Origin of the sequence: Acinetobacter piscicola, assembly GCF_002233755.1 — a bacterium.
GTDB lineage: Bacteria > Pseudomonadota > Gammaproteobacteria > Pseudomonadales > Moraxellaceae > Acinetobacter > Acinetobacter piscicola.
On record NZ_KZ268704.1, the window covers coordinates 167223 to 181966 of the forward strand.

Genomic DNA, 14744 nt, shown 5'->3' on the forward strand with positions numbered 1-14744 from the left:
AGCCTTATTATTTGGATGTATCTGGCATAGTCGAAATGTTATGTGATTTACCATCTGCAACCACAGGCATATTTGAAACAGGGGCTTTTTCTAAGGCAGCCTCGTTCATCAACCGAGCCTGATTTTTCCCGAAATCTTCGTTATATCCAGCAGCAACATTACTATTCGTTGCCTGTTCTGTCTTACAACCTGTTATAAAAATACAGCAACAAAATATAGCTGTTTTTAAACCTGAGAGATTTTTTATCATCGATATACTTCCTTATTTTTAATAATATTGTTGATTAATTTCAATACTTTGCTAGTTTTGCACAATCTTGTATATTTAATCCAAATTTTATCGATAACTATAATTCATTTTCTAGTTATTAACAATCTACGGGATTTTTTCTCTTCATATACATCTCCGCCTTCAATATCCCAATCTTTGATCGTTTTTATTTTTCAAAGGTTGTATTTTTCCATTTGTTGTTTTTGTCCATCCATTCAAAATGTTATTAAGTCTAATTTTTTGAAGCTTATTCAAGTGATGAAGTAATAAAAATATCAGTTATGTAATTTGATTTGTTTTAATCATAAAAATCTCTGATTTTATTAAATGCTCTAATTGCATCATAAGCATTATGCTGAGAGTATTTTATCGGTTTCATCATTGTAATCTTTTTATATATTTCATAATCTTCTTTATGAGTAAAATTAAGTTCATTTTTTTGTTCCAATGATGTAAAAAAATTTAAAATAAATTCAAATACAAGAGTTTGAGTAAATCTTAATTCAGTACTTCGTTGTAATTTTTTTATATATTTTTCAGCAAAATTCAATATCAAATACCTTCTTGAATAGTTTTGGTCAATTGCTTCTGAATAAAGTAAAAAAGTCACCATAAGTACATCAAGTGGATGACCTTCTTCAATTTCATTTAGCAATTTTTGGGTTGTTGGAGCACGTTTAAGAATTGAGCCTCCAATTTCTTCTATATATAAAACTTTACCCATAATACAAGGTGATGTGTGCTGCATAAAGCGTTGGGTTCAAATCTTTCTTCGTTTTTCCAAGAACCTTTGCAATTTCTGACGCTTTTAAAGGCCCTTTATCCTTTAAAACTGTTAAAATGTTTTTTAATAATTCATTCATAATCAAGACTAAACTTAGAGAGTTTTAACAGAGCTATTAGGATAAAGTCACTTTCACTGGTGAGATTTATTCTACATCATGAAGAGATTAACTTTTACAAATGTAATTGGAAATTAGACTCAAAATCTAATTATGCAGCTTACCCCCCACTATCAAAAATATTTTGTTGCTAACTTTTCCAATTCTTTTGCATGTCTGGCCTGCCAACCATTTTTAATTGCCCAAAATTTAACATCTTCAGGTTCTACTTGATGTCCTTCATTTTTCAATTTTAGGAATATACGCTTGGCAAATTCTTTATCAGATGGATGTACTAGCCCTGTAGATAAGTTTATTACTTTGGTTAAACGGCTTAAAGCCTCTTCAACATCTTGCGTAAAAGTCAGAGGTTTAATTATCCAAGAAGAATTCCCCCAGATAACTGGATTCCAACATGCTAACCATTTTTTCCCTTCCTCTTCATGCCAAGGCAAATATACGATTGCTTGAACTGTTCTTAGAGCATCAATAATGGACATATCTTCCTCTGATAAGTAAGTAGCCAGTAAAGTGCCAAAATTTTTATGCGAAGAAAGATTACGAGGAATTTCTAGATTCATTGATATTCCATGCCCTAAATCTACAACTCCTCCTTTACACAATAACTTAGAAATTCGATCGCCAAAGAACTCTCCAATTATAGTGTCAGGAAAACCACCTTTGGCAGGTACAACTAAAGTGATTTGGCCAATACCATTTGAATGTGAAAATTTTATTGCCTCAGCCAATGCCATCTTAAAAGCATCAACATTTGGACCATGATTTTCAATTAAAAACCTTTGAATGTTCACATTATATCTCTTTTATTTCATTAAATATTTTCATCGTACACAACCTGTCCTTGATACTTAAAATTGTTAAAAGTTAGTAGAACATTATTGTATGCACATGAAGCCCATTAGTAGAATATTCAAACTTGACTCAGCTTGTAGTTTATGGCGATTCTTTCATAGCATGAAATAATAGTATAATTAATATGTTATTGGGTCTATGAGTTTAGGGTGATACTTTATTACTAGATCTGCACTGATTGAAGAAAAATGTGAACTGTAAAGGTGAAACTTTATTTTTTTCAAATAGATGAATTAATATAAATCAACGAAATAAGGCTGGAACAAGATGAAACTTTATAAAGTGCTTTCACACAAGAGCTTTTAATTAATGCGCTTCATTATCATCTAAAATGATCCAAATAGAACCATCTTCTGCCAAAAGCTCTTTTAATAATTGTAAACGTAGATACATCATTGACAGCCATTGAGTATATTTAAACTTGTTATCATAGTGTTCGAAAGCAGATTGCGTGTGTATGGTGGGTCAATAAAGATACACTTCACTTGTCCGCTATAAAGGGGCAAAAGTGCTTTGAGAGCCTGTAAATTATCCCCTTGAATAATAAGATTATCTTTGCTTGCTTCTCATCACCATAAGATTTTTCGAATTTTAAAAGATGATATGGAACTTGGGTCGCTGTTTCTTCAGCTTGGTTTCGGTTCACCCAATCAAGTAAAGGCATAACATAACTGAATATAAGATAAAAATTGACTTAATCTTATCAAAAATGCCTCAATCAATGGGCAATTGAGGCAATATTTTTCAAATATTTTCTTCGTCGTTTTGCATCCCAACAGATTCAACCCATAATGCTAAAATTTCATCAGGGGTAAACTTATGCCATTTTTCACAATTTCTAATGATAGTTGAACTAATAAATACCTCAACCTCAGAATATGTCCAATTCTCTAAAAGCGGTTTGGGATACTTAGGTTTCTCATTTCTCATTTGTAAAAAATCAATAGCTAATGAAATTTTCGTCGCAAAAATAGTATCTTTATGAAAAATATTACAATTTTTAGAATGCTCAATTTCATATAAGCGAGATGCCGCCATTTTTGCTTGATAATCTAGTACGCTATATATTTCATTTAAATTATATTTTTTCAACATTCTTATTAAATCAATTTCAAGTGCATTATTTTTTTTAATCGGTATACTTTTCATTTCACAAATATAATCGAGCAAAATATATATTTCTTCTAAGCGCTTACAGGTTATAAATTTTTCAATTTCAATACAATCGTCAATTGAAAGTTTAGCTTTTATTATTTCTAGATAAAGCTCTTCAATCCAACTCTCTAAATCTTCAAATTTTTCAGGAATTACAACTTTTATTTTACTTTTAAAATTCAATCGTAGATAGTTGTTTATTTCCTGTTTCATTACTTCACTAATATATTGTCCATACTTAAGTATCAAATTACGTAATTCAGCTTGGTTTTCTAAAAATTCATCATTTTGACTTGTTTTGAAGAGATAACCTTTTTTTAAAAAACAATCTAATGAATTTCCGCTTCCACATACATCAATATTATTAAAGTGCTCTAATACGTGAGATGAGATCACTCCATTTTTTTCAATTTTTGTTTTAGTAAGGAGGACAAATAAAAATATTTTTTCTAAATATTTAAGCTCTTCAATTGGTGAAATGACTTCTGAAATTGTTTGTGAAGTATTAAACTCTCTAAATGTATTTAGAATTTTTTTTGTACGTCTATCAGCAATTAATGAACGACAGTTATGACAAATTAATTTATCAGAAAAACTATTCCATTTATAATAATTAATATCTTTACGCTTATAGGCTTTAAATTCTTTAAAGCACTTTTTACAACTCATTAATTCACTAAATTTTAAAAATCCACTATTTCTAACAATACGTTCTAATGTCTCTGGCGATTTAATACCGTATTTACGTAATAGGCTAGCAAGACTGTAAGTAAATTTTTGACTTTCGAAATTTTTGAAAGACCAATAATCTTTCAACATTTCAACATTTCAATATTTCAATATTTCAATATTTCAATATTTCAATATTTCAATATTAAAATCTTCATAAGTTACATTCGTCACAAGTTCATAATCTTTATTCACCATTTAACAAAACTCCTTACGTACAATTTTAAAAATACTAACTCAATTAATTTAAAATATTTTAGAAAATAGTATATATACTTATTATGTATACTAGGTATAAGTTAATAATTTATATTGATTAAATACAATATAGTATAAAAAATGAGGTTATTAAAAATAATCAGCATTTTCCGAGCGATCACCTAAACTTGCAGCCCAATTTACTTTTTTAGTGATTTCAGGACGCTCAACACGCCATAGTTGTTGTAACTCAGCAACTAAAAGATCATGTCCTGCACGGGTAATTAAATTTGATTTCATCTTTCAAAACCACTCACAATCTACAACAACTTATCTTATTTATGTACTTAAGATTATCTAGAGTCTTGCTCGAATATACTAGTCATTTTTATTGCGAGTCTAATATTAAAATATCAAAATAATAATTTGAAAACAGGATTTTTTTTCAAACGAACAGGTCATATTGCTGTTTATTTATTCAACTTAAACTCAGAAAAACACAGTAAAAAAAATGCGCTATTTAAGTTTTATTGCAGACTCATTGGGTACATTTTTTTACAATTTAAGCTTATATAATTTACCCATGAATTTACTGAAAATCTTAAAAAAAATTATCGTTTAAAATCAATATATTGAATATTTAAAACTGTTTGTTTTTTAATCGAAATTTGACAAGCTAAAAAAACGCCTATAATATGCGCACATGTTTTATTAGCTTAGTTATATTTTTTTGTAGTTTTTCTGCAAAAGCTTTCAATCCCATATGTCATTTTTTGAATGACGTTCATGACTTGCCCACCCTTATTGAATTTACCAACTGTAAAAGGTTTTAGGCTTTTTTTGCTTTGACTTTTTTGGGCAATAAATTACTTGTAGCGGAGACAACATGCACAGTAGTTCAACCTCTGGGTCGAGGCTTAGCCTTAACTCATTTTTTCGTGCTCTTCCAATCAAAACTTTAGTTTTATCCACCGCGTTAATTCCTTTCAGTATTAATGCGAGCAAGACCAATCAGTACAATGCTGTAGTTAATTCAAGTAAATTGACTGTAGTCGCGGTTTCCAATCCAAGCGTCGTGTTTAAGGATGGAAAATTTAAGCATGGCTTCGGCTATGATTTAGCGCATAACTATGCACAAAGTTTAAATGTGAAGTTAGATTTTCAAACAGTTTCAGACAATGCCACTGCACTGAAAATGGTTGCACAAGGTAAAGCCAATTTTGCAATCACCACTGCAAATATGCAAACCATTGAAGCTAAACAATTGACTTCTTTTTCTGCCAGTTGTGGTGACTTTAATAGCTTGAAAAAGAATGGTTTAAATACCGAACTAAATTGGGTATTTAAACAAGCTGAAGATCCATTAACAGCGACAGCAAGTGGTTTTGTTTGTCAAAGTAAGCAAAATGGCGCAACACAGCAACTTGCTTCGTTTTATAACCGAAATGTTGTAAAAGAAGATGATTGGAATGTGATCCAGCGTGATTTAAGCAATCGCTTACCTATTTATAAAGCTAGTTTTCAACGTTCAGCTCAACAGTATGATCTAGATTGGCATTTGCTTGCAGCAATCGCTTATCAAGAATCATATCTCAAACCTGACTCTGTTTCTCCCACAGGTGTTCGTGGTTTGATGATGTTGACCAATGGTACGGCTAAAGAAATGGGTGTACGCAATCGTAATGATCCTGCACAAAGCATTCAGGGTGGCGCAAAATATTTTGATATGATGCTGAGTCGTTATTCTTATATTTCTAACCCTGATCGTCGTTGGTACGCGCTCGTGGCTTATAATATGGGACCTGGTGCGGTTGAAAATATTCAAAAGCGTATCAAAGCTCAAGGTAAAGATCCAAACGACTGGATGAATCTTTATAATTATTTGACACGTAATCAAGCGCAAAATGGTCGTTATAAGCAAGCTGTGCAATATGTAACGCGTATTCGCGCGTATTTAGAGCATATTAAAACCACGCCACGTCTTTTAGAGATCTAATCGAGATCCTAAGAAAAAAAGCGTGCCGTAATTGCATAAAAAAAGCTTACCTAATATAGGTAAGCTTTTTTATTTTCAATCAAGATTAAGCAGTTTGCTCAAGTACACGTTTGAAAAGATCTTTTTGTTCTTGGCTTGGTCGAGCTGTTTGTAACGCCATCAATTGTGACATATCGCCTTGAACTTTGATTTTACCTGTCATGAATGCTTGCATCGCAGCAGCCATATCAAACTCAAGGAATACTTTACGAAGCGTTTCAGCATCCATGTTTAATGTCGTTTTAGCATTTGCAGAAGTGCCTTTAAGGATTTTTCCGCCATCTAAAGCAAGTTCAGTATTGCCATCAGCATCAGCAACAACAAGGTTGATTGCTAAATTTGAAAGTGCAGGTGGTAAATTTAAATCACCAGCTTCAGCAGTCAATTTTTCTACATTTGCAAACCAATCATCAGTTAAGAAAGCAGGCATGTTCATTCCTCAAATTATTTATTCATTTATAGTGTTGTCTATCCCAACAACATCATAGTGAAGCAGTTTTGCTCGCCCATTGTTATAGCATGATAATTTCCATTTGGGCTAAAGTTTTTTGTACGGGCTGTTCAACTTTTGTCGGATTTTTGACTTTACATAAAAAAAAGGCACTCAAATCAAGATGAATGCCTTTTTTTATTGTATTGTGACTAGAAATCAATCAGCTGCAAAACTTAAATTTACGACATCAAGTCGCTTTTTCATGTCTTCAGTATCACACTTCATATCGAACTCACGTTCCTCATCCAATTTTTCAAAATCAAATAAGTCACGGTCTGCCAACTGAGATGGTGAGACATTTTGTAACGCACCGAAAATGCTGTGTAAGCGTTTAGGATATTGTTTATCCCAATCACGTAACATGTCGTTCAAAATTGCACGTTGTAGATTTTCCTGAGAACCACACAAATTACATGGGATAATTGGAAATTGTCGAATTTCCGCATATTTAATGATGTCTTTCTCTTCTACATAGGCAAGCGGACGAATCAGAATATTCTTTTTATCCGATGACAAAAGTTTGGGGGGCATTGCCTTTAAACTACCGCCATGGAACAGATTTAAGAAGAAAGTTGCCAGAATGTCATCGCGATGGTGTCCTAATGCAACTTTAGTCGCACCAATTTCTTGTGCAAAGCCATATAGAGAACCACGACGTAGACGAGAACAGACTGCGCAGTATGTTTTGCCTTCAGGTGTTAAACGTTTGGTAATGCTGTAGGTATCTTTTTCCAAAATATAATAAGGAATATTATTTTCCTCTAAATATTTTGGCAAAACATCTTCAGGAAAACCTGGCTGTTTCTGATCAAGATTAACAGCCACTACATCAAAATTAATCGGTGCAATTCGTTTAAATTGCAGCAAAATGTCTAACAAAGTATAGCTATCTTTCCCACCAGAAACACAGACCATGACCTTGTCGCCTTCTTCGATCATTTTAAAGTCACGAATTGCATGACCGACCTGACGACGAAGCTTTTTCAATAGACGATAGTAAGCCGAACTTGTAGGAAGTTCTGGTTTGAAATTAAATCCTTGTTCGGACTCAACTGGCGAGTACATAGACGCGATTTACCAAAAAAAAATTCTGCGCAATTTTAGCTGATTTGTTGCTGAATCGCATCTAAAGAATTTTTATTTTTACATTAATATTTTTGTTCGTCATATTCCTGTCTTATTCACATATCTAAAATAGACGGTTCAGTTCATTTTTTAACCGAGGTGCTTATGATTTGGACTTTTCCACAGTTTTCCACAAATCCTGTGGATAAAAGTGTGGATTGTTTGGGGCTTGACAAAGTATTGATACCGAAGAATGGGCGTTTTCTTTAAATTGATCATTTTTTAACCACATTATTTTTCATATATTTTACAATGACTTATTATAGTCAATAGTTATGTTTTAAAAAAAATATAAAATAATTTTTGATTAATATGCCAACAAATAAGACTTGATTTTTTTTATTTGTATTGTTAAAAAACAAATCGTGGTTTTTCTTATTGAATAACTTTGCTAAACTCCAAAAGGAAATTGGGGAAAATTTTAATTACTAAAAATGAAAAAATTATTTACGGGTTCATTGGTATCAATTTTAGGGTGTATGAGCGTGGCCTCATTTACATCGCAAAGCTTTGCTGGGCAAATTTATTTCTATAAAGATAAAAACGGCACAACTTTACTTACCAACCGTAAAAATTCAGATAGCTCCCTACAAAAAGTTAAAGTGACTTATTACAAAGACAGTAATATTCATAGTTATAGCAATTGGGGTAGTTCAGAATCTTCTGTTTTACCAAGTTATAGCAAAAGCAAAAACTCTTTTGACAGTATTATTCGCCAAGCAGCGCAAACACATGGTGTTTCTGAAGGTTTAATTAAAGCAGTGATGCATACCGAATCTGGCTTTAACTCAAACGCACGCTCCCCTGTTGGTGCACAAGGCTTAATGCAACTCATGCCTGCCACAGCACGTCGTTTTAATGTTTCCAACTCTTATGACCCACAACAAAATATTTTTGGTGGTGCTAAATACCTGAGTTGGTTAATGAAGCGTTTTAATGGCAATACAAATTTAGCATTGGCTGCATATAATGCAGGTGAAGGCAATGTTGATAAATATGGTGGCATTCCTCCTTTTCGTGAAACGCAAGATTATGTCAGACGTGTGACTAGTCGCTATAACAACCTTTATTCTGGTGGTTTAGGTACCGCTAGCTATAGTTCAGGCAATAACACAAATTCAGGACAAGTCATTGCCCAATCAAATAATGATATAAGCAATAATTCAAATAACAATACGTCTCAAAATTTATCAAATAACACACCTACAACCACCCCAGTAAAATACAGTTCTAGACAAATTATTGTTGCATCTGATGGTACTTTTACGGATGCACCATCTGGATCTTCTTACTCCACAGCCAATGCCAGTGCGACAGCACATATTAGTTTTGGAAATTAGCTGATTATTTAAGTTTTATAAATGAATAGCTTAAATTTTTGCTTATTTCTCCTGTGGAGATAATTCATCTTATTTTTAAAATATTTTCTTTGTTTTTATAGAGATCGTGCTCATATATTAAAATTATTTCGTTTTTAGATGATATAGATTTTTTCAATTATTCTTGAATTTTCATGATCGAAACCTCATATTCCTTACATGGTTTATAATCAATAAATCAAATTATTTTATAGTTATAAGAGGATTTTCTCGATGATGCGGATTGGTTTGTTTTTGCTAACCAACCTCGCGGTACTGGTTGTAGCTGGTCTTATCCTATCTTTATTAGGTGTTGGCAGTTATCACGGCGCTGGCGGTCTCAACTTAGGCAACTTGTTGGTATTCTGTTTAGTCTTTGGTATGGCAGGCTCATTCGTCTCGCTTTTCCTTTCTAAATGGATGGCTTTAAAAACCACGGGTACTGAATTAATTGATCCAAATGCTCCTCGTAATCAAGCTGAATCTTGGTTATTACAAGAGGTTGCACAACTTTCACAACGCGCTGGTATTAAAATGCCAGATGTTGGTATCTTCCCGTCTTATCAATCGAATGCTTTTGCCACGGGTTGGAACAAAAATAATGCGCTTGTCTCTGTTTCAACAGGCTTGTTAGAGCGTATGAATCAAGATGAGCTACGTGCTGTATTGGCCCACGAGATTGGTCACGTTGCCAATGGCGATATGGTCACCTTATCGTTGATTCAAGGTGTCGTGAACGCCTTTGTGATGTTCTTTGCTCGTATTGCGGGTGATTTCATTGATCGTAATATCTTTGGTCGTCAAGATGGTGAAGCACCAGGTATCGCTTATTTTGCAATTACCATGGTCTTAGACATCGTCTTTGGTATCTTGGCTTCAGCGATTGTATTGTGGTTCTCTCGCCACCGTGAATATCGTGCCGATGAAGCAGGTGCACAATTGGCAGGTAAAGAAGCCATGATCTCTGCGTTATTACGTTTACAGGCAGAATCTGAAATGCCTGACCAAATGCCAAAAGAGATGAAAGCTTTTGCAATCGCAGAAGGTAAAGAACAAGGCTTTAGTTTAGCTGCACTATTTCACACGCATCCAAGTATCGAACAGCGTGTTGCCGCTTTACGTCAGCTTAATCTACCTTAATTGATATGACAAATACTGAATGAATAAATGAATGAAGCCTCCAATTGGAGGCTTCATTTTTATGTCTATGTATGATCAATTTTTAATTTTCGAAATGGATAATAAGATTTTAGAAGTTTAAACTCTGATACCAATCCCACAGCATATTCACCCCAAACCAAAGCGCAAAACCGATCAATACCAATACAATAGCACCCAAAATATCGGGTATATGAATCCAAAGCCAAGCAACAACAGGGTTACGCCAAAATGCAGATTGTTGTTGTTTCTGCTCTAATTTTTCATGCAAGAAGGGATGAACCACATGATCATCACTATGAATTTGATATTCTTCACGAATATGATCATGCACAACGTCTAAAGCCCGTCGACTTGGGCGAATAAAAATATCAAAAACAGTTCCAACCACAGGAATAAAACCGACTACAGCATCGACAGCTGCGAGTTTAATGACCCCATTTAGTTTAGTTTGTGGCACACCAATTTGTTTAGCTTTATAGACTGCATAACATGTCAGTACAAAACCAGCAGCATCACCTGCAATAGGAATCGTACTCAATGCCGCATCTGCACCTACTCCTTGCTTAGTGAATGGAATGCGCACCACAGAATCCATCATATTGGCAAATTTAGCCAAATCACGCTCTAATTTAATGACTTCTTGAGTCGATAATTTTTTTTCTGAACTCATCGATTGATCTATCTTCTAACATCACGCTGTATTGAAAACATCATAGCCAATAAATTCAGCATGTTGTGTATGCTTTTAATATTAAATCTCTTACAAAAGTCAAAATGATTAGGGTCTGTTGACAATTCGTCTATGTTTGCGACTACGAGTATTTTTTAGGCAATACTAGGCGTGAAATACGAAATTTAGTCATTCTAAATGATGAGAAACACTGTTTCGCAAGGCAACAACGTAGCGTTAAAAAACACTCTAGTCCCCGCTGCGCCTTGTGCTAAGAACAAAGCAGTGCTTTGTTCTTGCTNCGAGTATTTTTTAGGCAATACTAGGCGTGAAATACGAAATTTAGTCATTCTAAATGATGAGAAACACTGTTTCGCAAGGCAACAACGTAGCGTTAAAAAACACTCTAGTCCCCGCTGCGCCTTGTGCTAAGAACAAAGCAGTGCTTTGTTCTTGCTCAGGTTGTGGCCAAAATTATATTATGGTTTGTACTCATAACATCGATGCAATAAATCAAATCTTAGGTTTAAAAATATTTTTAACACTCATCTCAAAATCAGATAAGCCACCATAGATAATGATGGCTTAGCTTGAATCATTCATTTTTATATCACTGATTCTTTCTCTTGGACTATTTTAGATTTGAACAATGAGCGAATCAGAACATACATAAATGGAATAAAAATCAGCACTAAAATTGTTCCGAAAATGACACCACCCAGTACACTTACTCCTATTTCTTGGCGGCTTGCTGCCCCTGCACCCAATGCAAAAACCAACGGAATCACACCTGCACCAAAGGCCAATGAGGTCATTAAAATAGGACGTAAACGTAGCCCTGCCCCTTCTAATGCAGCAGCAACTGCGGTTTGACCTTTTTCTTGGGCAATTGCAGCAAATTCCACGATCAAAATGGCGTTCTTACATGAGAGACCAATAGTAGTCAGCAGTGCAATTTGGAAGTAAATATCATTTGGGAAACCCATTAATTTACTGAAAATGATATTCCCACCGACGCCCAAAGGAATGGCTGCAATGACCGCTGTCGGAATTGACCAGCTTTCATATAAAGCAGCTAGACATAAGAAGATAAATCCAATTGAAATTAAATAAAGCCATAAAGCTTGACTGCTTGATTTCTGCTCTTCGAAAGATAAGCCACTCCATGCCACATCGATTCCATCATGTTGTGCAATCAGTTTTTCAACATCACGCATAGCCACACCAGAACTGGTATTCTTTGTTGCATCTGCTTCCATTTCCAACGCGGTATAACCTTGGAAACGATTGACCACATCAGGCCCACCTTCCCAATTGATCGTTGCAAAATTACTAAATGGGATCATTTGATTTTGTGCATTGCGTACTGTCCAATGCTGTAAATCTTCAGGCTTTGAACGGAATGCAGCATCGCCTTGTACCATCACGCGTTTAATTCGCCCACGATCAATAAAGTCATTGATATATGAACCACCCCAAGCAGTAGAGAGCGTGTTATTAATTTCTGATTGAGATAGACCATTCGCCAATGCGAGTTTTTGGTCAACATTGACTTTTAACTTGGCTTTATCAGGATTCGATTGCTTATCCAAATTCTCAAAAGTAGTCACTGTCGCAGCTTCATTTTTAAGTAATTCAAATTGTTGATCTAAGTACTTTCGACCTTGACCATTAATATCTCGAATCCAAAACTCTAAGCTATTGCTATTCCCTAAGCCATTCACTGAAGAAGGCATCATTACGGTAATATTGGCATTTTTATTATTTTTAAAATACTTCATTGCACGTTCACGGATGGCTTGAGCCGAATTGGCACTCCCTGCACGTTCATCCCAATGTTTTAGTGCAATAAAGCCTGTTCCTAAGTTCTGCCCTGTCCCAGAGAAGTTACGACCATAACGGATGAGTACAATATTGACATTCTGTTTTTCTTTTTCTAGGAAATATTGACGAATTTCTTCCCCAACAATTTGGCTCTTGGAGATGGGTGCACCCTCAGTAAGGCGGAATTGTACACTCAACATGCCTTGATCTTCACTCGGGATAAAACTTGTCGGCAACACTCGATAAATCAGTGCAAAAATACTGATTAACCCAATAAAAATAACCAAAACCACCCATTTTAACCGCAAGGTTTTTGCAACAATTTTTAAATATATTTGTCTTAAATGCTCTAATTTCTGATTAAACTTATTTGCCCAACGCATGGTTTTTTGATTAGGTTTAAGAATAATTGCACATAAAGCGGGAGTTAAAACCAATGCAACCATTAACGACAAAGCCATTGCTGCAACTAAGGTAATCGAAAACTGACGATAAATAACTCCTGTTGACCCTGTAAAGAATGCCATAGGGATAAAAACGGCAGTAAGGACTACAGTGATTCCAATCAAAGCACCTGTCATTTCTTGCATCGATTCAATTGAAGCTTGTTTAGCACTTAAGCCACGCTCATGCATCAACCGCTCAACATTCTCTACAACCACAATTGCATCATCAACCAGTAAGCCAATCGCAAGCACGAGTGCAAATAAGGTTAATGTATTAATGCTCATGCCCAATCCAAACAGTACTGCAAATGTACCTAAAATCACAACTGGAACGGTAATGGTTGGAATTAAAGTTGCGCGCCAGCTTTGCAAGAAAACAAACATGACAATAACGACAAGGATAATGGCTTCAAATAAGGTTTTTATTACCTCTTTAATCGATTCTTGAACAAAAGGCGTATTATCACGTGGATAAACGATTTTATAACCTTGTGGTAATTTTTCTGTAATTTGTGCCAATTCAGCCTTAATTAAAGCAGAAGTCGCTAAGGCATTTGCACCTGAAGATAATGAAATTCCGATACCTGAAGATGGAAAACCATTAATCGTATTAAAGGATTGATAATTCTCAGCACCTAATTCAACCCGTGCAACATCTTTTAAATAAACATAACCACCATTGGTACTGGATTTGACAATAATATTTTGAAATTCTTCAACTGTTTTTAAGCGTGAACCTGCTGTAACTTTAGCATTTAAATATTGATCGGAAACTACAGGTAAATCACCTATACCACCAGCAGCAACTTGTGTATTTTGTGCTTCAATCGCAGCACGAATATCACTCGGCATCAATTGATATTGACGTAATAAATTCGGATTCAACCAAATTCGCATTGCATATTGTGAACCAAAAACGTCCACCTCCCCGACACCATCAATACGGGAAAGTTCTTGTTCTATATGATCTGAAAGATAATCTCCCAGTTCAATATTATTACTTTTACCCGTTTCATCGTATAAACCAACCACCATGAATGTGTCACCAAGTGATTTATACACATTCACCCCTTGGCGTTGTACATCTTCTGGTAAACGGCTAATTACACCATTAATGCTATTTTGTACTTGAACTTGTGCTGTATCCGGGTCTGTTCCATTCTCAAAACTGATATTGATACGTGCACGCCCAGAAGAATCACTACTCGAACTAAAATAGAGTAAATTGTCTATCCCTTTGATTTGTTGTTCTAAAACTTGGGTCACACTTTCTTCAACAGTTTCAGCATCTGCACCTGTATATGTTGCTGAAACGGTGATTCTGGGTGGTGCAATATCGGGATAACGCTCTACTGGTAAATGAATAAGGGAGAAAATACCTAAAGCCATAACAATAATGGCAAGCACACAAGCAAAAATAGGACGTTGAATAAAAAATTTTGAAAGCATCAGATTAAATTCTGTAGCAGATGAATATTATAAATCTCGTAAAGACAATGAAATTTGCTTTACATGGATATTCTGT

General features: G+C 34.6%; 12 protein-coding genes and 2 pseudogenes. 3 read left to right on the forward strand and 11 right to left on the reverse strand.

Features of this window, described 5'->3' with window-relative positions; genetic code table 11:
* Positions 1-7 precede the first annotated feature (7 nt).
* The 7 genes and pseudogenes from CDA10_RS00730 to CDA10_RS00755 all read right to left on the reverse strand — a co-directional run.
* Positions 8-250 (reverse strand): hypothetical protein, encoded by a 243-nt coding sequence (locus CDA10_RS00730; RefSeq protein ID WP_089603613.1) that lies wholly within the window; start codon positions 248-250, stop codon positions 8-10.
* 319 nt (positions 251-569) lie between these two features.
* The gene (locus tag CDA10_RS00735; protein ID WP_089603614.1) at positions 570-995 is read right to left on the reverse strand and encodes a hypothetical protein; all 426 of its coding nucleotides are present in this window, start codon (positions 993-995) and stop codon (positions 570-572) included.
* Complete coding sequence (locus tag CDA10_RS16805; protein ID WP_157909332.1) at positions 988-1134, reverse strand: hypothetical protein; 147 nt, start codon at positions 1132-1134, stop codon at positions 988-990. The genes CDA10_RS00735 and CDA10_RS16805 overlap by 8 nt, the downstream gene beginning before the upstream one ends.
* Positions 1135-1286: 152 nt before the next feature.
* The gene (locus CDA10_RS00740; RefSeq protein ID WP_089603615.1) at positions 1287-1964 is read right to left on the reverse strand and encodes a hypothetical protein; all 678 of its coding nucleotides are present in this window, start codon (positions 1962-1964) and stop codon (positions 1287-1289) included.
* Positions 1965-2334: 370 nt separating this feature from the next.
* Positions 2335-2689: pseudogene (locus CDA10_RS00745) on the reverse strand (DNA methyltransferase); the annotation flags it as partial.
* Between the two features lie 80 nt (positions 2690-2769).
* Entirely contained in the window at positions 2770-3999 is a 1230-nt protein-coding gene (locus CDA10_RS00750) for a hypothetical protein (protein WP_089603616.1), read from the reverse strand.
* 264 nt (positions 4000-4263) lie between these two features.
* A pseudogene (locus CDA10_RS00755) lies at positions 4264-4407 on the reverse strand (transcription elongation factor GreB); the annotation flags it as partial.
* Between the two features lie 586 nt (positions 4408-4993).
* Here CDA10_RS00755 and CDA10_RS00760 point away from each other — a divergent pair.
* Positions 4994-6103 (forward strand): MltF family protein, encoded by a 1110-nt coding sequence (locus CDA10_RS00760; RefSeq protein ID WP_089603618.1) that lies wholly within the window; start codon positions 4994-4996, stop codon positions 6101-6103.
* An 85-nt stretch (positions 6104-6188) separates the two neighbouring features.
* Here CDA10_RS00760 and CDA10_RS00765 read toward each other — a convergent pair whose 3' ends face one another.
* Both CDA10_RS00765 and ttcA read right to left on the reverse strand, forming a co-directional pair.
* Complete coding sequence (locus tag CDA10_RS00765) at positions 6189-6572, reverse strand: SCP2 sterol-binding domain-containing protein (RefSeq protein WP_089603619.1); 384 nt, start codon at positions 6570-6572, stop codon at positions 6189-6191.
* Between the two features lie 219 nt (positions 6573-6791).
* Positions 6792-7700, reverse strand: a complete 909-nt coding sequence (gene ttcA / locus CDA10_RS00770; protein WP_089603620.1) for a tRNA 2-thiocytidine(32) synthetase TtcA — start codon at positions 7698-7700, stop codon at positions 6792-6794.
* A gap of 494 nt (positions 7701-8194) precedes the next feature.
* Between ttcA and CDA10_RS00775 the strand changes: the two genes are divergently transcribed.
* Complete coding sequence (locus CDA10_RS00775; RefSeq protein WP_089603621.1) at positions 8195-9100, forward strand: lytic transglycosylase domain-containing protein; 906 nt, start codon at positions 8195-8197, stop codon at positions 9098-9100.
* Between the two features lie 252 nt (positions 9101-9352).
* Entirely contained in the window at positions 9353-10258 is a 906-nt protein-coding gene (gene htpX / locus CDA10_RS00780) for a protease HtpX (RefSeq protein ID WP_089603622.1), read from the forward strand.
* Positions 10259-10367: 109 nt separating this feature from the next.
* Here the strand turns inward: htpX and CDA10_RS00785 are convergent, their stop codons facing one another.
* Both CDA10_RS00785 and CDA10_RS00790 read right to left on the reverse strand, forming a co-directional pair.
* Positions 10368-10949, reverse strand: a complete 582-nt coding sequence (locus CDA10_RS00785) for a DUF4112 domain-containing protein (protein WP_089603623.1) — start codon at positions 10947-10949, stop codon at positions 10368-10370.
* Positions 10950-11554: 605 nt separating this feature from the next.
* Positions 11555-14668 carry a multidrug efflux RND transporter permease subunit gene (locus CDA10_RS00790; protein WP_089603624.1) on the reverse strand — a complete coding sequence of 1038 codons (3114 nt, stop codon included), beginning with the start codon at positions 14666-14668 and terminating at the stop codon, positions 11555-11557.
* Positions 14669-14744: the final 76 nt, after the last annotated feature.